Genomic DNA, 21,381 nt, shown 5'->3' with positions numbered 1-21,381 from the left:
AAAGTCCTGCTTTTTCCTTTCCACTTCACACTCCTCACTTTTCACTCCCCCCATGAAGCTCACTAAGCCAGCGGGAGACTACGACAACGACGACGCTCTCAACCATTTTCTCACTACCGTCGCAGATGCTGGCATTGAGCTCTACGACCACCAAGAGGAGGCCATTCTGGAAATTTTCTCTGGAAATAATGTCATTCTAAATACTCCAACCGGCTCAGGAAAGTCGATGGTTGCCCTCGCCCATCACTACAAATCCTGGTGCGCGGGAAAAGTTTCCTACTACACAGTCCCCATCAAGGCGCTTGCCAATGAGAAATTCCTCTCGCTCTGCAACACCTTCGGCCCCGACCACGTCGGAATGATTACTGGTGACGCCACCGTCAACCCTTCCGCCCCCATCATCTGCTGTACTGCAGAAATCCTCTCAAATCTAGCCCTGCGAGATGGAGCTCAAACGAAAGTCGACGATGTCATCATGGACGAATTCCATTACTACTCGGACCAGGAACGTGGAGTCGCTTGGCAGATCCCGCTCCTCACTCTTCCCCAGTCGCGCTTCACTCTCATGTCCGCCACCATCGGCGACACCCATTTTTTCCAAAAAGGCCTCACCGAACTCACAGGAGCGGAAACAGCTCTCGTGCAATCCGACCAACGCCCAGTCCCACTTGAGTTCGACTACTCAGAAATCCCTCTTGCGGAAAAAGTCACCGAACTCGTCGAACAAGACCGCGCCCCCGTCTATCTCGTCCACTTTTCCCAACGCTCCGCAGCCGAATCCTCCCAAAACCTTCTCTCTCAAAATTTCTGTTCCAAAGAACAAAAACAAGAAATTGCAGAAGCGCTTCAGTCGGCCAACTTCCGTTCTCCCTACGGAAAAGAAATCAGCAAGCTACTACGTCACGGTATCGGCATTCACCACGCCGGACTACTCCCTAAATACCGTATGCTCGTTGAGAAACTCACTCAGCGTGGACTGCTCAAGGTCATCTGCGGCACCGACACCCTCGGCGTCGGCGTCAACGTACCTATCCGCTCCGTCCTCTTCACCCAACTTTGTAAATTCGACGGCTCTAGTGTGAAAATTCTCACCGTGCGCGACTTCAAGCAAATTGCGGGCCGCGCTGGCCGCCGCGGATTCGATGACAGAGGTTTCGTCGTAGCCCAAGCCCCAGAACACGCTATCGAGAACCTCCGTCTGGAAGCAAAGGCAGCCGCTTCCACCAAGAAAAAGAAAGTCGTCAAAAAGAAGCCCCCCGAGCACGGCTTCGTCAACTGGAATCAAGACACCTTCGAGAAACTCGAAGCCTCCGCACCTGAACCACTTAAGTCCAGCTTTCGCCTACGCCACAATCTCATCCTCAACATGCTCAGCCGCAAAAATGAAGATGGCTGCGCAGCACTTAAAAAGCTGATTAACGACTGCCACGAGACCGAGGCATCGAAGAAAAAGCTACGTGAACAAGCTCGTAAAATGTTCATAGCCCTCGTGCGCGGCGGAGTCCTCACGATCATTCCGCCAGCAAACCGTAACCCCGAGCCGAACTCCCCCAAAGTTCAACTCCACCTCGACCTACAAGACGACTTCACCATGAACCAAGCTCTCGGACTCTACCTCCTAGAGACCATCCCAGAGCTCGACCAAGAGCACCCGAACTACGCGCTACAAGTACTCAGCCTCATCGAGTCCATTCTCGAAGACCCTGCAGCCCTACTTAAGGCGCAAATCAGTAAAGCTAAGGGCGAGCTCATCGCCGAGCTACGCGACGAAGGAGTCAGCTATGAAGAGCGCATGGAGCGGCTCGAAGAAGTCAACTACCCACAGCCAGGAAAAGACTTCATCTACGACACCTTTAACAAGTTCCGCGCCAAACACCCATGGGTCCAGTCTGAGGGCATCCGCCCGAAATCCATTGCCCGTGAAATGTTCGAGGAATACATGGACTTCGAAGACTACATCAAGGACTACAAACTCGAGCGCTCCGAAGCCATCCTCCTTCGCCATCTCTCAGAGGTGTATAAAGTACTCGCGCAAACTGTCCCCCCGAATCTGAAAGACGAGAACCTACTCGAAGCTGAAGCCTACCTCAAGGACCACGTCACCTCTGTCGATTCCTCGCTCATCGATGAATGGGAACTCATGCGCAACCCTGACTACCTCCTTGAAAAAGAGGCTAAGCAGAAAGAAGCAGCAGAGCGTCCACTCACCCAGCAAAAGAAAAAATTCACTAAGCTCGTTCGTGAAAAATCCCTAGATGCCCTCAAGCTACTCGCCCACGACGAGATCGCCCTTTTCCTCGCAGAGTTTCAGCCACACGACCCACATGGTGAAGCCTGGAACTTCAACCGTCTCGATCCAGACATCGATGCCTACTTTGACAATCACCACAGCATCCGCCTCGACCCTGCTGCACGAAATGCACGCAATACTCAGATCGAAGAAACCGCTGACAAAAAGCACTGGAAGGTCACTCAAATACTCTCCGACCCCGATGAAAAGAACGATTGGGCATTCACCTTCCTCGTCGACCTCAACGCTTCAAATACTGAGAAAGCCCCCGTATTCCTGTTAGAAAACCTAACAAGCGTTTGCTAGTCACCTATTTCATAAGGTTTAGAGACCATCTCTAATTGTTAAATATTCAGCTTTCTAACTAGCCAACAGCCAACCAGTCTTGTATAGCATACATTGTCGTCTTTGTTTCAGTCGGCTTCGTTTTGCTACTACTATGAAAATACAACTCTACCTGAGTGGAGAGGTGCGTACGCACTTTTCAATCTCCACACAAGAAATCCAGAGTGATGCCAAGACTCCGCTCTTCTCAGATTGGAGATCTCTCTGGCGCTGCGACCACCTCATCAGCACCGATGACGGTCTCGAGCATCTCTTTCTATTCACCAATGCGGTCACCCAGTACAACCTCATCATGGTGGACAGAGATAAAGACTTCCAGAGCCTACTCGGAAGCTTCCAGCAGCACTTTGCTCTGACACTCCACGAACACGGGCAAGACTTTTCTGAGCAATCTATAGATACGGAATGCCAACTACTCAGTGGTGAACCGTGGGGTCTCTCCAAGCGTATGCAGTTCACCGCCGACCAGGCTATTGAATGTCTCCTCGCTAACGATGCCAACATCGATATCACCGAGGAATGGATCAACGGCTACGAAAGCCTCACTTACCCAATCTCAGCGAGCGATGCTATGCGCCTCCGAATCACCCCAGATTCCTTTGAATCCGACGCAGAGATCTTGCCATTCAAAATTGCACGCTGAGCAAGAGTTTGCTTGCCGCACGTGCAATTCGCATTCCCTACCGCCTAGCCGATGAGACGTTTAAGCGTCTCATCGCTGACCGGTCGAACATCACGGATGCTGTTGCCGATCATTTCGTTCATCAGTGTGCTACAAGCATCTTTCGCCGCTTCATTTTCGAAATCCATCCCCACGAGAGCACGGCCCACGCGCTCACCTGAGTATTCGTAATTGAAATAACAGAGGCTAGAAAACTCGCTCACTTTGCCCATAAATTGCTCAAAGGCTCCCGCGCGTTCAGGAAATTCTACATTTACAAACAACGGGCAAGTAAACAGTGCTGGATCGTAATTAATAATACGATAGCCCACTATTTCTTCAGTAGAGACATCCGCAGCTTTCACACCGCGCTCCTCTAACAGAGAATCAATTTCTCTATAATCCTCTACTGAACCAATCATCCCGATGACGGGATACTGTGTCTGTGATCCGACACGTCCATACTGTAGGTCCACAATACTTACCGCTTCAGGAAGATCTTTAAGGAACTGTAATAATGACCCTTTCCCTTCTGGAATAGGCACACGGAGGAAACGGCGCTGACGCGAGCCTATACCAGCTCTGCGAGAAATGTTCGCAAGTTGGGCGAAATCCATATTCGCTCCGCAGATGATAGTCAGTACTTTCTCACCTGACTTGATCTTGCCTGCCGCGTAATCCTTAGCAATCGCCGCTAAGCCCATCGCCCCACTTGGTTCTGGAATAGCACGCACAGTCTCCCAGAGTCGGCGCACGCCGTGACAGACCTCATCATTGGTCACGGTCACGATCTCATCCAAGAGTTCATTACAAATTTTAAACGTATTCTCACCCACCTTGCGTACCGCGGTACCGTCACAGAAAACATCGAGGTACTCTAGCTCGACTGGTTCACCTGCCGCAATAGCAGCCTTCATCGAGGCCTGGCCCTCGCCCTCAACACCGATAATTTTGCACTCAGGCCAATACTTTTTCAACCAGCAGCTCACGGAGGAAGCTAAACCACCTCCTCCAATAGCAATGTAGACACGGTCAAACGGCCCCTTGCCGCTCATCACGATCTCATCTGCCACTGTACCCTGACCACCCATGGTTACCGGGTCGTTATATGGATGGATGTAAACAGCACCTGCATCTTCACAGTACTTGCGAGCAGCGATTCCAGCCTCATCGTACGAGTCGCCAATAAGACGAATTTCTACATTATCTCCGCCATGACGCATCACCTCGCTCTGTTTTACCTCTGGAGTAGAGCACGGCATGAAAACGATGGCCTGACAGCCGAGCTTACTAGCCCCAAGTGCAACCCCTTGGCCGTGGTTACCAGCAGATGCTGCCACTATCCCCTTCGCTCGTTGCTCTGAAGTCAGCGCAGCCATCGCATTATACGCACCGCGCCATTTATACGCTTTAATCGGCCCAAGATCCTCGCGCTTCGCCCAGACCTCACAGTCGTACTCGGCAATCTCAAGCTTCTGCAAGGGTGTAGGATCACCAGCTGCATAGACGCGCTGACGCGCCATTAGGATTTCTTGAAAGAGTTGTTCTTGGTCCATAATCGTTGGGCGGAATACTCCCACGCTAACCACATGGGTCAAGTTTTTTGCGTATGCATAAAAATGCCAACACTAGCAGACCTAGCTAAGCCCAGTTTCCACACTCTAACTCTTGCCTTGTGAGCTGAGAATGTGAAGACTCCCAACATGACTATTAAAGTAGGCGACAAAGCACCAGACTTCACTCTCGTCACACTCGGCGAAAACGGCCCTGAGACTATCACTCTCTCCGAAGTAATCGGTGAATCTAACATTCTTCTTCTCTTCGTCCCAATGGCTTTCACCGGCGGTTGCACCAGAGAATTCTGTGACATTTCTAAGAACATAAGCGTGTACGAAGGCCTCAATGCGAAAGTCCTCGGAATCTCCGGAGATAACCCATTTGCCAACGCTGAGTGGGCAACGAAAGAGGGTATCACCATCACTCTACTTTCCGATTACGAACATAAAGCCACAGCTGACTACGGCATCGCTTACGAATCATTTCTCCCTGAGAAAAATCTCATCATGGGTGGTGTGCCTAAACGCTCTGCTTTCGTCATCGATAAAGCAGGCATCGTTCAGTACGCAGAAGTTCTCGAAGTCCCTAGTGACATGCCGAGCTTCGACGCTATCCAAGAGTGCCTCAAAGATATCTAAGAGCCCTTTCCACCCATTCCCTTTTCTAAGCCCGCATGCGACTTTGCCTGCGGGCTTTTTCTTTCGCTTCTGGACAGGAATCAACAGTACAGCTAAACCCATCTCTATGAGATACGTCCTCTCCCTACTTTCCACCCTTTTACTCGTTTCCTGTGGTGGCGACGGCAGACTCGTCTTTGACCTAATGCCAGCCCCAGCCGCATTCACAGATACTGGCATCAAACTTCCAGATCAGAATAAGCGCGTAAAGGACACTCTGATGGACCAAATCTTCTACGCTACTGACAGGGCTCCAGCTACCCCAGGGGATAAGAACTTTCTCTATTCTAGTAAACGAGGAAATGCACTCCGCCTAGGGCGTGCCCAAGTAGAAAGCGGCCGCGACGACCTCACATGGCAAGACGCTCGCAAAATTTCTCTACTAAAAACTCGTAGCGAAAAGTTCCCTATCAAAGTCAAAGGCGCTGACGAATACGGAGTCTTAGATAGTTCCGTCCATAAGTATTCTAGAGTGAGCCAAGAAGATCGCGACAATGCAAACTCAGCTACTCAGCGCTACATTAATGAAATCAACGCTCAGCTTGCTAAATCTAAGAAGCGCACCATTAACATCTTCGTTCACGGCTATAAAGTCACCTTCGAAAACCCTGTACTCACCACAGCCGAGATGTGGCATTTTCTAGCATATGATGGAGTCTTTATCGCCTATTCATGGCCATCCACGCCAAAGACTCTCGCCTATGTCTCAGATACTGAGACCGCGCTCGTCTCCGCCCGCCACCTTAGAGACCTCATCCTATTTCTCTCCGAACGCACAAAAGCCGATAAGATCAATGTCATTGGCTACAGTGCCGGCAGCCGTGTAGTCACACGGGCTATGGGAGATCTTGCCATCCTTCAAAACGGCAAATCACATGCTCAAAATAAAAAAGAGCTAAAGCTAGGAACCGTCGCCATCATAGCGGGAGATGTTGACCGTAAACTAGTAAGTGGATATCTAGTAGATGGGGCTGACAAATTAATGGATCAATTCCTTATCTATCAAAGTGACTCAGATAAGGCACTCTTCATGTCGCGCTTTCTTACCAACCGCAATCGACTAGGCGAGACGTTCAGCCTTGATAGCTTTGACGCACATTCCATCCAGTATCTTGAGGACAATCCCCACGTCGTACTCGTTGACGTGAGCAATGCGGAGTCAGCCAGAGCTGGAAATGGTCACGGATATCTACGAAACAGCCCGTGGGTCACAAGTGACCTTCTCATGGCGCTAGCCTACTCCCCCACACCTAAAAAACGAGGCCTTGTAAGAAAAGACCCTAAGATTCCACTCTGGGCCTTCCCTGAAGACTACACCCAACGCTTAGGTTCAGCTCTCAAGCACTATAATCCGACTCTATTTGATTAAGCTCGTCCTGATGCCTGAAGTATAAGTCACGGCACTAGCAGCCCCGTTGATATTTCACGATCATCTTCTCAAAGCTGACCAATTCCTTTTGCATCCATTTGGGAACATTCCCAAACTCCCAGCTCACGCGATATGTCCAGTTTTGGTCCCCAACGGTACCAGGGAAATTAATCTGCACAGGACTATCTCCCACGGCATTGATCATCACCCCCACGTAGCGAGAGTTAGAACGCATCAGTGCATCTAACAAGGCGTGCTTCGTTTTATGGCTAAAGGGTGGATAGCTCTTCCCCTTCCGCACAGCGGGAAGTCCTGCAAAATCAGAGATTGCCTTTAACTTCGCCGCTGCTCCTTTTTTATCAGATCCTCCATCAGCCTCTATTCGACACTCCTCCCACTGAATACGCATCGGCGCCATATCGTGTGTGGTGTAACAGGCAAACGAACATTCTGGGTAATCCGAGCCATCCGTCACCTTTCCTTTTCTATCCTTTTCCCAGTGGCAAACCTTGAACCCAGCAATCCCTAATTCTAACAAATGGGGTCTAACATAATCTGGCACAGTGCCCAAATCCTCACCGATCACCTCTGCTCCCTTAGCTGCCTCGACCACTGCGCGAATGTACTTATCACCGTCCAATAAGTTCTTCGCCTTATTTACCATCGTGTCGTCTTCGCGAGGATAGAACCCAGGGAGCCGTCCCTCAGTCTTCTTAGCGGCTTGCTCTAGACTGAGCGGAAGAAACTCCTCATTGCGCCTCGGGTGCCAGGGAAAACTGTAAATCCGGTAGAAACCCAAAATGTGGTCAATCCGGAACTGGTGGAAAATTGACGTCAAAGCCCCAATGCGCTGCTTCCACCAGCGGTAACCGCTTTCTTCGATCACATCCCAGCGGTACACAGGAACTCCCCAGTTCTGCCCCCACTTGGTAGTAAACGCATCTGCCTTAAATTCTGTCTCAGGCGGAGCCCCTCCGAAAAGGTCCAAGTGAAACCACTCCGGTTCAAAAAACACATCGGCACTCGCGTAGCTCACTCCAATCGGCACATCCCCCATGAGTCTAACACCTACCTTATCCGCATGCTTCCTCACATCCTCCCACTGAGCAAATGCATGCCATTGCTCCCACGCGTAGTAGTCCTGCGCAGTATCCACTGCTTCACGCTCTTTGCGCTTTCGTTTACCTTCGTAAACTTTTGCCTTTTCTCGGGTATTAAAACCCTCTGGCCAAAGTGACCAATCTTCCTCGCCACCTGCCTCATCGATTAACCAACGATAACTACAATAATTCTTCAGCCACTTATTCTGCTGCTTCTTGAATGCATCAAATCTAGCATCTCCACCAGATTTACAAAACCGAGCAAAAGCTTGTCTCAACACTCCCCCCTTCACCTTCCACACCGTGGCATAATCAACGCTCGCTGCAATGTGTGCAATCCCACTCGCCTTTCTTGCCTTTTGCATAGTCGCAGCTCCTACTCCCTTGATCTGCTCCAAATCTATGTAGAGCGGATCCAGGGCCACAGAACTAATCGCGCTATAAGGACTGCGATCGCTGCCCGTGACATTTATAGGTAATAGCTGCAGAAAACCTACTTTGTATCGGGCAAACCAATCCAAGCATTGTTTCACTGCAGTTGTATCGCCAATTCCCAAGTCGCCTTTTCTCCTCATAGAAAAAACAGGGAACAAAACACCAGCCATGCGATTGTTAGAGATTACATTCAGATCTGCCATCAACATAAGTGATATGAATACTCTCTAAATCTCGCAACTTCATTGTGATTTATTTCGAATAAATTTCACCAAGATGGCCTTATTCTTGCTCTTTTAATCGTACACCGCGCAGCACCTTCATTAAAAATGCATTGATCTAACCCAATCTAATTGAATATGATGAACCTCAACCCCCGCCCCCCCCGCGAAATGCAATATTTTTATGACCTTGCTCTGCTTGATGCCAGAGGCGAACTAAGTACAGCCCTCACAGTTCTTCATTACGGTAGTGAAATCGGCGCCTTTTCTGGTTCAGAAAAGAAAAAGCACGACTTAGAAAAAATCCACAGCCTAGAGATCGACCTCACTGATTACGCAGCTAACCACGACGGCCTACACAGCTACTCACTCATGTTTTTCGAACGTGGGTGGAACAAGCAAGTCTGGGAGATGAAACTCTTTCAGCACAAAAGAAACCTCAAGGCCATCACGACTAGGGTGAAACTCAGCGCTAAGATCTTAGACAATCCACCCCACGACCACCACCTCTTTACCTCATCGAACCGCTATATTGATTTCTCAGAGTACCCGGAGCTAGCGGCTGCGCCAAACGTACCTCAAAGCTATATCCAACAATTCAATACTCGCTTTGTCGGTTACCTCATGCGCAGCGAACGAAACTTCGATGACGTTCGAGAAATGTTCACTAGTTGTGAGTTAAAAAATATTTTAGACGCCAAATTCGACACTTCCGAGAACTACCATCACATCCACATGGCAGCCTACGGTAAGGCTGGCTAATAGATTTTTTGCTATTCAATTGAGAATTCTTCGGAGCCACTCTATGAAGGGAATTTGAAAATTTGCCTTTCCAAACAGGCAATCCCTCCCTAATTCCCATTTCTAGGATGTCCAAGACTCTAATCATTGCTGAAAAACCTTCCGTTGCTACCGACCTTTCACGTGCACTGGCCAAAGCACCAGACATGTCAAAATTCGACAAAAAAGGCAAAGGGCGCGAATACTATTTCGAAAACGACACACACGTCATCACCTCAGCAGTGGGTCACCTTGTGCAGCTTAAAATGCCAACCGGCCCGAATGGTAAGAATCTCCCATGGAAATTCGACGTTCTACCTGCTGTACCAAAGACATTTGCTCTTGAGCCGATTGAAACCTCTGAGGCACGCCTCAAGCAAGTACTCCGCCTAGCACGCCGCAAGGACATTGACTCCATCGTTAATGCTTGCGATGCCGGCCGTGAAGGTGAACTCATCTTCAAGTATATCCTCGAGCTTGGTAATATTGATAAGCCTGTGAAGCGCCTCTGGATGCGCTCAATGACTAATCAAGCCATTCTCGATGCCTGGGCCACCCTGCGTGATGACTCTGAAATGGAGAATCTCACCGCAGCAGCGAAATGCCGCTCCGAGTCTGACTGGCTCGTTGGACTCAACTCCACTCGTGCACTCACCTGCTTCCGTTCACGTCACGGTGGTTTCAACATCACCTCCGCTGGACGTGTGCAGACTCCAACTCTCGCCATCCTCGCTAAACGCGAAACTGAAATCCGCTCATTCATCTCGACTCCATACGCTGAAGTCCATGCCAACTTCTCAGTTGAGGCGGGCCTCTACGACGGACGTTGGATCGACACTGAGTGGAAAAAAGAAGCTGGCAACGTCCACTCACGCGCCGAGCGGCTCTGGGACATCACCTCAGCTCACGCGATCAAAGACCGCTGTGAAGGCAAAGCCGGCACCGTCTCTGAGACCAAGAAACCAACCAAGCAAGCCTCACCACAACTTTACGACCTCACCACACTTCAGCGTGAGGCATCCTCCCGCTTTGGCTTCTCCGCGACTAGCACGCTCAAGCTTGCCCAGTCACTCTATGAGCGCCACAAGATGCTCACCTACCCACGTACTGACTCCCGCTACCTCCCTGAAGACTATGTAGGCATCGTCAGCAACACCATCGACTCGATCGGTAAAGACCACGCTGAGCTCGCACCATTCGCTAAGGATATTCAGACCAACAACCGTCTCATCCCAACCAAACGCATCTTCAACAATGCTAAGATCTCCGATCACTTTGCTATCATCCCTACTGGCCGGGTCGTCAAACTTTCCGAGCCTGAGCAAAAGCTCTTTGACCTCGTCACCAAGCGCTTCCTCGCAGTATTCTTCCCATCAGCAATCTTCGAAAACACTCGCCGCGAAACTACAATTTCTCACGCAGATGGTATCGCTGACACCTTCCTCACCACTGGTAAAATCCTTGTCGAGCCAGGCTGGCTCGCAGTCTACGGCCGCCAAGTAGGCGTAGCAGCTGGTAAGGACGAACTCTGTTTAGTTTCCGAAGGTGAAGATGCCCAAGTAGAAGAAATCTCAGTCAAAGAAGACGAGACTAAACCACCTGCCCGATACAACGAAGCCACCCTCCTTTCCGCGATGGAAGGCGCAGGTAAGCTTATCGATGACGAAGAGCTACGTGAAGCTATGTCCGACCGTGGTCTAGGGACACCTGCCACACGCGCAGCAACTATCGAGGCTCTGATCCGCCAGAAATATATTGCCCGCGACGGCCGTGAAATTCACGTCTCTGCAAGTGGACTCAAACTCATCGAAACTCTGCACGAAATCGGAGTCACCGGTCTCACCTCGCCAGAAATGACTGGTGACTGGGAAAGCAAGCTACGCCAAATGGAGCAAGGTGAGCTAGGACGACCTGAATTCATGCGCGACATCATCTCCTACACGGAAGATATCGTTCAACGCGCTAAAGGCTATGCCACCGAGCTCAAAAACAAGGTCTTCCCTGACATCAAAGCACCTTGTCCAAAATGTGGTGCAACAACTCTCAAGCAGACTGACGCTACCTATGAATGCACCGAACCTGATTGCGGTTTCAAGGTAACCAAATTTATTGCCAACCGCCTCCTCAGTGAAGATGAAGCGCGCGAACTCTTCTCTAAAAAGTTTGTTGGGCCACTCAGCGGCTTTAAGTCCCGCTTTAACCGACCGTTCGATGCTGGTCTAGAGATCGACAAAAAGTTTAAAGTAGCCTTCGTCTTCGACCGTGATGAAGAAGACATGGAAGACCTCACTGATGACATGATCATCGGGGAAATGACATTCGACGACAAGACTCTCAAAATCTACGAAACGGAAAAATCCTACTTCGTGCCAGAAGCTAAAAACAAGAAAGCTCCAAATGGCATGAAAGTCTCCAAGATGCTTCTGCAGCAGCAGATCACTAAAGAAGACGCGGTCAAGATATTCCAAGGTGAAAAGTCTTCTCTCATGGAAGACTTCATTTCCAACCGTACGAAGCGCAAGTTCAAGGCTTTCCTCGTGTACGATTTCAATAATGCACGTCCAACCTTCGAGTTCCCACCACGTGAAGCGAAGAAGAAAACGGCGAAGAAAGCTGCTAAAAAGACAGCAAAAAAAGCAGCAAAAAAAGCGAAAGAAGAATAAGAGCATCGAGCTTACGTCGCGATTACAATGACGTTTAAAGTTGCCCTATTTTTTATGATTCAGACAAAACTATCTTAGTTTGTCGCTTTCAGAGAAATTACAGAACTGCAAAAACGCGTTTATGAAGTCTATACTCTATCTTACAGCCATCGCCCTCCCCTTACTCAGCAGCTGCACCACGCAGAGCGACATTGGAGGGAAAGGGGCGACAGTGAAGGTTGAACATAAGCAGAAACAGTACCGCGTGGCTGATGTAGAACACGGAAAAATGTCATGGTACTCCGTGAAAACGAATTTTGGCACAGCCACCGCTAGTGGCGAAAAATTCACCAATCACGGACGCACTGCCGCGCATAAAACTCTACCGATGGGAACTCTAGTTCGAGTTACCAATACCGAAAACGGCAAAAGTAAGATCGTTCGTATCAACGACCGCGGCCCATATAAGCCCGGTCGTATTATAGACGTTGCAGTGGGGCTTGCGCACGGGCACGACCTCGATTTCCATAGAGATGGCGTAGTGGAATGTAAGGTAGAAATATTAGAGGAAGTCACATCCTCTTAATGACCCAGCCACGCATCGAGCCAGCTCACCAAACTGTCTGCTAGCTCCTCTTTCACAAAACCGACTATAGCGGCTCGTTTACTCCTCCCTTTCAGACTCACGCTGTAACGTGAGTCATTATTCACCTCACCTAAATTACGTTTTAGAGAGGAATGAAACGTGTCCTTGGTGTAGCTCACCTTTTTTCCTAGCTGCCCCTTTTTGCCTTTTTTTACGAGCAACTCATCTGGCGAGAACTCAAACTTCTCAACCAGCCCAATAAAGTGACCTGCAGCCCAAAGAGAGCCTAAGCCCAGTGCTCCAAATGCCAGTCCAATGATCAAGGGAACTGCACTGAACACAATATCAATGAGCTCCATAAAACCAAAATCATCTCCTAAATCGAAACTATCTATCGCCTGACTAAACAGGAAAACACTGACACAAATACCGATCAGACCACCGATCAAGAACCACTTCCCGCTTTGATGTTCACGCTCTATGCGAAACCCTTTATCTCCTACTCGCTTGAGCTTGAGACCCTTTTCCTGGATTTCGTCTAGTTCATCATAACTCACAAGCTTCATGGCTCCACCATAAGCAGCTTCCGAGCCCACACTCTTTTTATTAATCTCGAGCTTAGGCTCTAACACATCACTGAGCTCAGACACTAACCAGCGCTTCTCCTCATCCTTCAGACGTGAGCCAAAATCGATCTTCTCCTTACCAGAAGTCTTTATTCTCACCCCGTATACAGGACGGTCATTTTGCTTATACGCAGTATAACGCTCCACCTGCTTCACTTCAGATCTAAGCACCTTCTTCAGCTTCACCTTGCCGAATAGTTTCTGCATCAGCTGCACCTCCTCTGCATTCACCAACAAGATTGATTCCATCAGCATCATCCGCAAACCCCAGTAAGCCACACCACCCCCTACAGCCCAAAACGGAACAAGGAAAAGCCCTACAGCCCAACCCGCTTCTTCACTTTCAGCTGAGCCAAATACGACCATGAATGTGAAAAAACTGATAAACCCCAACCAAATCAGCGCGAAAAAAAACAGGAAGTTAGGACGCTTAGACGCGGGCATAAGCCATCGCAAACCTTCAGCCGTTTCACTTTTAATAATCTTTGAACCGACCGGCTGACTCTGGATATTCCCCCAGTCATCAGCAGAAGTTACCAGATCGAACACTCCTCCACTCCAGTTACAGCCGGAACAATGTAACATATCGTCACCCTCAGGTATTTGTTCAGGTAGATCGAGCGCCTCGCCACACTCGGGGCAGCTGGCTCCTTTCTTACGAAGAAGCGTATACCCCTTGCGCATAGCAAAGTCCTTAATATTAGAAATGAACGGCATGATAATTAGGCCCTCAGTTATGCATCTAATCTATGGCCCCTTATACCTCTAGATTGCGAGCAATTCGCATAACGTCTTCATCAGCTCCATAAATCATAAGCTCATCACCTTCATGGATTTTAAAGTCTTTATCGGGTGCCCCAGTAAAACCTCCATCATAGTGACGGACATTCAGGATCACCACCCCAGAATCTGAAGGCCTTGACTCCTTCAAGCTCTTCTCACACCAAGGATGCTCTGAGTGAATCACCACTTCTGACACGGAATAACCATCCTGTACTTTCAAAAGAAGTTCATAGTCCATTGCCCGCACAACTCCTGAGGCCTTTAAAGTCTTTAAAATGAGTTTGTCCGATGGGCCTTTTATCACCTTCCAATTCGATAAGAATGCAACAGCTACAACTCCAAAAAGTACGATGAAAAACTGCACACCATTACTCAGATTATTACTATCATTCTGCACAAAAGTGACAATCAATGTAGCCAGAGCTGAAGTCAGTCCCACATTCCCTGCTATAATCAAGTGTAGCACCACTTTCCGCCTCACAGTATGGCGCATCACCATCTCGGCTTCTGCAGTAGTAAATCCAACTCCAAAGAATGCTGATGCAGCCTGAAATTTAGCCGCTTGCTCTGACATTCCAGTCAAGATCAATGCGTTTGATCCAAAACGTACTACCACTAAAGAAAGCATAACGATGAGGATGAGCACTAACATAGATGACATGCCCTCTAACTAAGCTCAGCAAACCATATCTGACAAGCCCTCAACTACATCGAGGCATTGACAAATCTAATATCCTACGGAGACTGCCAGAATCCGATCCAGCATGCTCTCCAAACTTACAGCCCTACCTATTCTTTTTGCCATTTGGTTGGTGAATACTATTTTCCGATTCATCAAAGTAGAAAGCGCTTGGAACCTAGGTGAATGCCTTGGAACTCTCTGCTACCGCATGATGCCTAAGCGCCGGGAAGTTGTAGATTACAACATGCAAGTTGTCTCAGCGTCCGTTCCGTCGATCACACCATCGCCCGAGCTTACTGAATCTATTTTCCAACGTAACATAGCAAACCTCACCTGCTCGTTAAAAACCTACGGAATGCCACCTAAGCAACTCTCTAAGTGTGTCGACATTCAGGTTTCAGAAGAATTCCGCGAGCTAGTTATCAATAAAAAAGGAGCAATTCTATGCTTGGCTCACATGGGAAACTGGGAAATCCTTAGTAAAATAGCCCTACTCATCACTCCATTCCCTGAAAACTTCGGAGCAGTCTACAGACCTCTGGATAATAAAGTGGCTGACGATTACGTAGCAAAGCAACGCTCAGAGTATAAGTGTCAAATGTTCTCGAAATCCACTTCAATAGGCACATTAAGTTCCTTTATACGCGAAGGTGGAGTTCTAGGTATCCTTGCTGACCAGCGCTCTGGAAGACCACGCAAAACAAACCGCCCATTCTTTGGTAAACAATCAGCACGGAGCCAGCTCCCGGCTGTCCTCCAGCTTCGTACTAATGCGCCCCTCTTTTCGGTTAACGTCACCTCCACAAGTCCAGCCCACTGGAAAATAACTATTAGCCCAATCCCTCTCCCCGAAACAGATAAACTCACAAAAGATCAGGTCGTGGAAGCCATCACTAAGAGCTACGAGAAATCCTTCTCCTCCGACCTCCTCGATGTATTCTGGCTTCACCGTTACTGGGTCTAACCCCCCCACGGATCACTACAGTTTTCATCATCTATGTCTACTTTCGGTAAAAAAATTGAAGCTCTAGTCCGGCATTATCGTAGCTACATGCTGCCATCCCACCGTGCATCAGTTCGTAAAACCATTTCCAAGTCGACCCGTCTGCCTACAGATAAAAAACTCTGCATCTTCGACTTTGAATCTATCCATATCGATAACGTCGGCGGTCGCTACTTGCACCACATCATCACCGAATTCGAAGCTCTCGGCTATCACATTTGCTATGCTAAGCATTTCCGATTCCTAGCTACATTTACGGAGAAAACATATAAGACACTTTTATTAGAGCACGAGTTCAGCATCATTGACTCAGCCATAAGCTATCCGAATGCAAGCATCGTCGTCACTGACCGGACTATCCAGCCAGCCAATCCAACTCAAAAGATAATTACCGTCATCTACGACGAACGTATCCCCTCTCCTTCAGAAGCTGAAGCCTTTTCCCTGCCCTTCTTTGTTCACCCTAGAGTACATGACAAGCGGCTTATTTCCAAACTTGCTAGGGTTAACTTATTTGAAAATGAAAGACCTATTCAGATACTCTTCGCCGGCAACATTAAGCACCCCACCTATGACCATCCATTGCTTAATGAAAAATACCAGATTTTGAGCCGCCACCAGTGTATCGACACCATACGCACCTCACTGCCAACAGAACAATTCTACCAACCTGACTCATTCGAGCAGCTCTACAAAGCCCCCTTCAGCCCCTCCTTTACTCTATCCTCCTACCCAACCTGTAAAATTCCACAGTACCTCTGGCTTAAGGTAATGTCTTCCGCTCAGTTCTTCTTAGCTGCACCAGGAGTCCACATGCCCTTCTGCCACAATCTTATCGAAGCTCTCGCCTGCGGAACAATCCCGATACTCCAGTACTCTCAGTACCTTACCCCACACCTCGAACACAAAAAGAATTGTCTTATCTTCGAGGATGCTTCCAGTCTGGAAGATATGGTCAACTACGCACTCCAAGCGAGCCCAGAAGAAATTCTAACTCTCAGACAAGGAGCCCTTGAATACTACGAGGAATTCCTCTCCCCTGGCCGTTTCAGCAGCAAGATGCTAAAAGATTCGAATCCAACGGTGAAGCTCTATGTTAACGCCTATAGAGTGCCGCACCCAAAAGCTTAATACCCTATTCAGACCGTATGCATATTTCTATAATTCTAAGTACCTACAATAACCCGGAGTGGTTAAAAAAAGTCCTCTGGGGTTACGAGAATCAGACATACAGCGACTTCGACATCGTCATCGCAGATGACGGATCAGACAATGAGACCAAGTCATTTATCGAGAATTATTCAACCAGTTCCAAACTCGAAATTCAGCATTATTGGCACCCTGACAATGGCTTCCAAAAATGTAAAATCCTCAATATTGCGACGATGGAAGCTCGAGGCGAGTACCTTATCTTTACTGACGGCGACTGCATCCCACTCCCGGATTTCGTCGAGACCCACGCCCAGCATGCTGAACCTAAATACTTCATCTCTGGCGGCTATTGTAAACTCCCCATGGAGCTGAGCAAACGCATTAACCGAGAGGACATCGACACAGGGAGAGCATTCAATGCCAAATGGCTAAAACAACAGGGGCTCAAAAGCTTCTCTAGTAGACTCAAGCTCGCTTGCTCACCACCATGGGACAAACTTGCTGACACCTTAACAACAACGAAACCAAGTTGGAACGGCTGCAATGCATCTACATGGAAGGCTGCAATCCTCGAGGTCAATGGTCATAACGAAACCATGCAATATGGTGGTGAAGACCGCGAAATGGGTGAAAGACTTCTCAATCTTGGATTCACATCCAAGCAACTAAGGCACCGCGCTCTCCTCATTCATCTGGATCACGCTAGAGGCTACATCGACCAAGAACAGTTAAATAAGAATATGGCGATCCGACAACAAACGGTACAAGATAAAATAACTTGGTCGCCAGACGGAATCCTAAAACAAGACCAGCGCCCCTAACAACATGTCATTACGAAAAAAGATCGAGCACTCTATCCGCCACTTTCGTAGCTACATCCTACCGTCTCATAGACGCTCAGCTAGCCAGACCAAACTGCTTGCTCAACCCATTCCTACTGACAAGCCTCTTTGCCTCATCGACTTTGCCTCCATCAAAATTGATAATGTAACAGGCCGCTATCTCTATCACCTCGTCACGGAGTTCGAAGCTCTAGGGTTCTCCATTGCCTACACAAACCGGTTCCGGTTTCTAGCGACTATGCAGGTAAAAGCCTGCAAGAAACTCCTACTAAACCATCCTTTTAGTATTTTAGAGCTGGGTGAACCCCCTCAGAACTGTTCAATCATCCTCACTGATGTCACTCAACTCTACAGCTCTGCATCCGCTAAAGTAATCAGCGTGGTCTACGATCAGGTCCGCGCCTCCCAACAATGCGCCCATTCTTTTGAACTCCCCTTCTTCGTTCACCCAGAAATCAATGAGAGCCAACAAGTAGCAGAGTTTATCAAACAACAGAGTCCCAACTTAAAGCAGCGTCCCATGAGTATTATCTTCGCCGGAAATGCTAAATCGCCAAAATACGATGCTCCTGTCCTAGCCGAAAAATACCAAGTCCTCAGCCGAGTCAAGGCACTCCAAATCGCCGAGGAATTTCTTGGCTCTAGACGTGTCCGTCGTCCGCTCGATCTTCAAGAACTCGCCCCCCATCCTGAACAGCGCAGAACCCTCACTATAGCCACTACCCAAGACCTTAAAATCCCCAGTGAACAGTGGATAGAGACCCTAGCCCTAGCCGATTTCTATTTTGCTTGTCCTGGCGTAGAAATGCCACTCTGCCACAACCTGATCGAAGCTCTTGCTGCCGGCGCCATCCCTATCCTCCAATACCCGCAGTACCTCTCCCCACCACTCATCAATGGCATACATTGTCTCACATACCACGATGAGACTAGCCTCACACAAGCTATTGATACCGCTCTCGCTATGCCAACGGAAGAAGTAGCATCGATGAGAGCCGCAGCTCAACAATACTATTTAGAGCACCTTCAGCCGGGAAATTTCGCACAGCTACTCATTGACGAACCCAGCACAAAAGCCATTATCCACCTCAACGCTTACAGAGTTCCTCGCAACTAACAGCTGTCCGGTTCACCCTACTTTTTCTATTTATGTCGTCCACGAAAATTCTCGTCGGTGTCTGTACCTACCAACGTCCACAGATGCTAAAAAGCTGTCTCGATTTTATTGCTCTGCTCGAGCTAGAGCCTGAGCAAGAAGCCGTCTGCATCGTAGTGAATAACGACACCTCACCTCTCCCTAAAGACTTAATCGAGTTCTATCAAAACTCCAAGTCTAGCATAGACTACCAATTTGCAGATTGTACTGAACGCGGTATACCCCAAGCTCGAAACGTCATCCTCGAACTAGCCGACAACGAGGGGTTCGACTACTGTGCCTTCCTCGACGACGACGAATACCCCACCACCGACTGGCTCACGAAGCTCGTCGCGTACCAAGTGGCAAGCGGATCAGACGCTGTCCAAGGTGAAGTTATTAATGTCTTCGAAGATAAACCCTGGTTGTTAGAACCTCTCCTCCATGACGTGAAGTTCGGTAAAGAAGAAGGCCATGTCCCACACGTCGTCTCCACTTGCAACGTCCTCATGACCCGAGACCTTTTCTCAACCAGCGGCAAACACATGCGCTTCGACCCCAACCTTGCCCTCACCGGAGGCTCCGACAAAGACCTCTTCAACCGAGCGAGAGAAGCCCACGGAACCGTCATCAAATTCACCCCTGACGCCTGCGTCTACGAAACCATCCCCGCAAGCCGAACCACCCTCAAATGGTTCTTCCAGCGTTTTGCCCGTATCGAAAGCAACAAGTTCATCTTCAAAGCTAAAAAGTCTAACCACCTAACAGTCGTCCTACTCGGTTTACCGAAGGCTCTCAAATACCTACTGGACGTCATTTTCTATACCATCACCATCGCTCTCACCTTCTACATCCCTGAGATTCGTCGACGTAAAACGATCAAACTAACGCGCAATGCTGCACGCTTATGGGGCTTCCTCTCTAGCGCCACTGGTAATCACATCAACCCGTATAAAAACACCACAGGCTGTTAGTTTATTGGCTACGGCTTAAATTTCGCCATCTGCTCTCCCACCCATCTCCCTTTCTGCGAGTCATTTAGATAGATGGACCTTAAACAGTCAGTGTATAGCTCGAGCCGCTTAGGATGTATCACCGTTGAATTTTTGTATTCCGCCAAGATATTCTTGAGCAACCAGCTATGAATCCCAAGGCTCTGACCCGCTAAAGCGAAGAAACGAGCATTGACAACAATATGCTCCATACGCCGTCTCAATGTCACCTCCTTACCCGTGAATCCATTCCCCCCATGCACCCGGTAACCAACACTCATCTTATCGCTGTTAAATTTTGTTAGACCCAATAGGGAAACTAACCAGATGAGGCAATTGTCTGCCCTAAGGCTCCAATTTCCACTCTATCCATATACCTTAAAATCTTGTCGGTGGCACAGCGGCTAGAGCTCAAAGAGGAAGTGACATTCCCTATGAACTTCCTACTCACATACTGCACGACACAGGTACCCCCCAAATCACCATAGTAATTGACATTCTGGCACCTCTTTCGTTGTCCCTAATTATTGAACGTTTCTACGTCGTTAAACCTCATGCCCAGTCTAGGAAAATCTTCAAAGGTGCTGACCTCCTCCTGAAGATGGTTGGGCATGTAGACATCATCAGCATCCAGTAAACAGACAACGTCGCCAGTAGAACAACCCACTCCATTGAGTACCGCCTTTAATTGCCCCTGATTTTCCTGCTGCACGAGTCTGATTCAAGGATCTAAATCCACGAACCCTCGCACAACTTTGACTGAATGATCACTCGAACCGTCATCAATATCGATAATTTCATGCGCCGTCAGCAACTGCCTCAACACCGACTCTAGAGCCTCACCAATATACTCTGCATAGTTAAAATTGTTTATTACAACGAATACATTCATGTCTTCAAAAGGGATCATATCTCAGGTCGTCGGTACTCACTGTGGGCAGTTGCATAAACTCATATCTGTCGGAGTACGCACGCAACGGCATTCTATAAAGAGCATAAGTGAATACGCAGCTCATCACACTGTATCTCCCCCTCTTCAGCATTTGACTACAATCCAGCCAGCCCCATCCAGGAATAGTCAAATCCCCCAGTATTCCATCAATTCCTAAACTAGGACTCGACATAATAAGGTCAGGACCTAATGGCTCTGCTGTGAACTTATTCACCACTAGAGTTTTGATCAGCAACTCATTGACGAAGTTCAATCAAAAGCCATTATCAATTCCAGCGCCAACAATGCTCAGCCTTTACAACCGCTCCTAGCTCCACTTTTCATCTCAATATCCATGTCGAACACTCAAGATCTTACACGTTTTGTGCCTACCCCCACCCTCAAATTTAGCGGTCTTCTCTCGGCACCTGTTCAGAGTAGCTTCTCGCCTCACTACGGGGGCCAGCTATCTCACCATGAAACACGACCCAACACAACAAATCTCGGAGCCGCCACTGCAGGACACCGCCCACTCGGACCAGTCTAATCACCCGTAATGCATGCACTGAAAG

The 21,381-nt window shown here is 48.6% G+C and carries 16 protein-coding genes and 1 pseudogene; 12 read left to right on the top strand and 5 right to left on the bottom strand.

From position 1 onward, the window contains the following. The first annotated feature begins 52 nt into the window (after window positions 1-52). Both ACSHX2_RS00805 and ACSHX2_RS00800 read left to right on the top strand, forming a co-directional pair. Entirely contained in the window at window positions 53-2,596 is a 2,544-nt protein-coding gene (locus ACSHX2_RS00805) for a DEAD/DEAH box helicase (RefSeq protein WP_435689633.1), read from the top strand. 133 nt (window positions 2,597-2,729) lie between these two features. After that, window positions 2,730-3,278, top strand: a complete 549-nt coding sequence (locus ACSHX2_RS00800) for a hypothetical protein (RefSeq protein WP_435689631.1) — start codon at window positions 2,730-2,732, stop codon at window positions 3,276-3,278. 44 nt (window positions 3,279-3,322) lie between these two features. Here the strand turns inward: ACSHX2_RS00800 and ACSHX2_RS00795 are convergent, their stop codons facing one another. Continuing rightward, the gene (locus ACSHX2_RS00795; RefSeq protein ID WP_435689629.1) at window positions 3,323-4,852 is read right to left on the bottom strand and encodes a pyridoxal-phosphate dependent enzyme; all 1,530 of its coding nucleotides are present in this window, start codon (window positions 4,850-4,852) and stop codon (window positions 3,323-3,325) included. Window positions 4,853-4,999: 147 nt separating this feature from the next. Between ACSHX2_RS00795 and ACSHX2_RS00790 the strand changes: the two genes are divergently transcribed. Continuing rightward, entirely contained in the window at window positions 5,000-5,491 is a 492-nt protein-coding gene (locus ACSHX2_RS00790; RefSeq protein WP_435689627.1) for a redoxin domain-containing protein, read from the top strand. Window positions 5,492-5,597: 106 nt separating this feature from the next. Further along, window positions 5,598-6,899 carry an alpha/beta hydrolase gene (locus ACSHX2_RS00785; RefSeq protein ID WP_435689626.1) on the top strand — a complete coding sequence of 434 codons (1,302 nt, stop codon included), beginning with the start codon at window positions 5,598-5,600 and terminating at the stop codon, window positions 6,897-6,899. Window positions 6,900-6,933: 34 nt separating this feature from the next. On the opposite strand, the gene ACSHX2_RS00780 is transcribed toward ACSHX2_RS00785, so the two are convergent. After that, complete coding sequence (locus tag ACSHX2_RS00780) at window positions 6,934-8,637, bottom strand: 4-alpha-glucanotransferase (RefSeq protein WP_435689624.1); 1,704 nt, start codon at window positions 8,635-8,637, stop codon at window positions 6,934-6,936. 189 nt (window positions 8,638-8,826) lie between these two features. Here ACSHX2_RS00780 and ACSHX2_RS00775 point away from each other — a divergent pair, with 189 nt between their 5' ends. From ACSHX2_RS00775 to ACSHX2_RS00765, 3 genes are all read left to right on the top strand, one after another. Beyond that, window positions 8,827-9,417 carry a hypothetical protein gene (locus tag ACSHX2_RS00775; protein ID WP_435689622.1) on the top strand — a complete coding sequence of 197 codons (591 nt, stop codon included), beginning with the start codon at window positions 8,827-8,829 and terminating at the stop codon, window positions 9,415-9,417. A gap of 107 nt (window positions 9,418-9,524) precedes the next feature. Beyond that, complete coding sequence (locus ACSHX2_RS00770) at window positions 9,525-12,098, top strand: DNA topoisomerase III (protein WP_435689620.1); 2,574 nt, start codon at window positions 9,525-9,527, stop codon at window positions 12,096-12,098. Window positions 12,099-12,219: 121 nt separating this feature from the next. Next, on the top strand, window positions 12,220-12,663 hold the full coding sequence (locus tag ACSHX2_RS00765; RefSeq protein WP_435689618.1) for a septal ring lytic transglycosylase RlpA family protein: 444 nt from the start codon (window positions 12,220-12,222) through the stop codon (window positions 12,661-12,663). Here ACSHX2_RS00765 and ACSHX2_RS00760 read toward each other — a convergent pair. Both ACSHX2_RS00760 and ACSHX2_RS00755 read right to left on the bottom strand, forming a co-directional pair. After that, window positions 12,660-14,006, bottom strand: a complete 1,347-nt coding sequence (locus tag ACSHX2_RS00760; RefSeq protein WP_435689616.1) for a hypothetical protein — start codon at window positions 14,004-14,006, stop codon at window positions 12,660-12,662. The genes ACSHX2_RS00765 and ACSHX2_RS00760 overlap by 4 nt on opposite strands. A 40-nt stretch (window positions 14,007-14,046) precedes the next feature. Beyond that, window positions 14,047-14,733: a TrkA C-terminal domain-containing protein gene (locus tag ACSHX2_RS00755; protein WP_435689614.1), complete on the bottom strand. Its 687-nt coding sequence runs from the start codon at window positions 14,731-14,733 to the stop codon at window positions 14,047-14,049. A gap of 103 nt (window positions 14,734-14,836) precedes the next feature. On the opposite strand from ACSHX2_RS00755, the gene ACSHX2_RS00750 reads away from it, so the two are divergent. The 5 genes from ACSHX2_RS00750 to ACSHX2_RS00730 all read left to right on the top strand — a co-directional run bounded on the left by ACSHX2_RS00750 (window position 14,837) and on the right by ACSHX2_RS00730 (window position 19,860). Further along, window positions 14,837-15,718: a lysophospholipid acyltransferase family protein gene (locus tag ACSHX2_RS00750; protein ID WP_435689612.1), complete on the top strand. Its 882-nt coding sequence runs from the start codon at window positions 14,837-14,839 to the stop codon at window positions 15,716-15,718. 87 nt (window positions 15,719-15,805) lie between these two features. After that, window positions 15,806-16,888: a glycosyltransferase gene (locus ACSHX2_RS00745; protein WP_435689610.1), complete on the top strand. Its 1,083-nt coding sequence runs from the start codon at window positions 15,806-15,808 to the stop codon at window positions 16,886-16,888. A 17-nt stretch (window positions 16,889-16,905) separates the two neighbouring features. Further along, the gene (locus ACSHX2_RS00740; RefSeq protein ID WP_435689608.1) at window positions 16,906-17,730 is read left to right on the top strand and encodes a glycosyltransferase family 2 protein; all 825 of its coding nucleotides are present in this window, start codon (window positions 16,906-16,908) and stop codon (window positions 17,728-17,730) included. 4 nt (window positions 17,731-17,734) lie between these two features. Then, on the top strand, window positions 17,735-18,868 hold the full coding sequence (locus ACSHX2_RS00735; protein WP_435689606.1) for a glycosyltransferase: 1,134 nt from the start codon (window positions 17,735-17,737) through the stop codon (window positions 18,866-18,868). Between the two features lie 32 nt (window positions 18,869-18,900). Further along, window positions 18,901-19,860 carry a glycosyltransferase family 2 protein gene (locus ACSHX2_RS00730; protein ID WP_435689604.1) on the top strand — a complete coding sequence of 320 codons (960 nt, stop codon included), beginning with the start codon at window positions 18,901-18,903 and terminating at the stop codon, window positions 19,858-19,860. Window positions 19,861-20,398: 538 nt separating this feature from the next. Here the strand turns inward: ACSHX2_RS00730 and ACSHX2_RS00725 are convergent. Continuing rightward, window positions 20,399-20,770 (bottom strand): annotated as a pseudogene (locus tag ACSHX2_RS00725) (glycosyltransferase family 2 protein). Window positions 20,771-21,381: the final 611 nt, after the last annotated feature.

This window comes from Rubritalea sp., assembly GCF_051252225.1.
Taxonomy (GTDB): Bacteria; Verrucomicrobiota; Verrucomicrobiia; order Verrucomicrobiales; family Akkermansiaceae; genus Rubritalea.
The sequence above is the reverse complement of the archived record's forward strand: the minus strand, read 5'-3'. Positions and strand labels throughout refer to the sequence as shown.

Coding starts and splice junctions, on each gene's coding strand:
- ACSHX2_RS00735 (WP_435689606.1), top strand. CDS start 17,735: ATGTCATTACGAAAAAAGATCGAGCACTCTATCCGCCACTTTCGTAGC.
- ACSHX2_RS00765 (WP_435689618.1), top strand. CDS start 12,220: ATGAAGTCTATACTCTATCTTACAGCCATCGCCCTCCCCTTACTCAGC.
- ACSHX2_RS00805 (WP_435689633.1), top strand. CDS start 53: ATGAAGCTCACTAAGCCAGCGGGAGACTACGACAACGACGACGCTCTC.
- ACSHX2_RS00800 (WP_435689631.1), top strand. CDS start 2,730: ATGAAAATACAACTCTACCTGAGTGGAGAGGTGCGTACGCACTTTTCA.
- ACSHX2_RS00740 (WP_435689608.1), top strand. CDS start 16,906: ATGCATATTTCTATAATTCTAAGTACCTACAATAACCCGGAGTGGTTA.
- ACSHX2_RS00755 (WP_435689614.1), bottom strand. CDS start 14,733: ATGTCATCTATGTTAGTGCTCATCCTCATCGTTATGCTTTCTTTAGTG.
- ACSHX2_RS00750 (WP_435689612.1), top strand. CDS start 14,837: ATGCTCTCCAAACTTACAGCCCTACCTATTCTTTTTGCCATTTGGTTG.
- ACSHX2_RS00780 (WP_435689624.1), bottom strand. CDS start 8,637: ATGGCAGATCTGAATGTAATCTCTAACAATCGCATGGCTGGTGTTTTG.
- ACSHX2_RS00760 (WP_435689616.1), bottom strand. CDS start 14,006: ATGCCGTTCATTTCTAATATTAAGGACTTTGCTATGCGCAAGGGGTAT.
- ACSHX2_RS00790 (WP_435689627.1), top strand. CDS start 5,000: ATGACTATTAAAGTAGGCGACAAAGCACCAGACTTCACTCTCGTCACA.
- ACSHX2_RS00795 (WP_435689629.1), bottom strand. CDS start 4,852: ATGGACCAAGAACAACTCTTTCAAGAAATCCTAATGGCGCGTCAGCGC.
- ACSHX2_RS00775 (WP_435689622.1), top strand. CDS start 8,827: ATGCAATATTTTTATGACCTTGCTCTGCTTGATGCCAGAGGCGAACTA.
- ACSHX2_RS00745 (WP_435689610.1), top strand. CDS start 15,806: ATGCTGCCATCCCACCGTGCATCAGTTCGTAAAACCATTTCCAAGTCG.
- ACSHX2_RS00785 (WP_435689626.1), top strand. CDS start 5,598: ATGAGATACGTCCTCTCCCTACTTTCCACCCTTTTACTCGTTTCCTGT.
- ACSHX2_RS00730 (WP_435689604.1), top strand. CDS start 18,901: ATGTCGTCCACGAAAATTCTCGTCGGTGTCTGTACCTACCAACGTCCA.
- ACSHX2_RS00770 (WP_435689620.1), top strand. CDS start 9,525: ATGTCCAAGACTCTAATCATTGCTGAAAAACCTTCCGTTGCTACCGAC.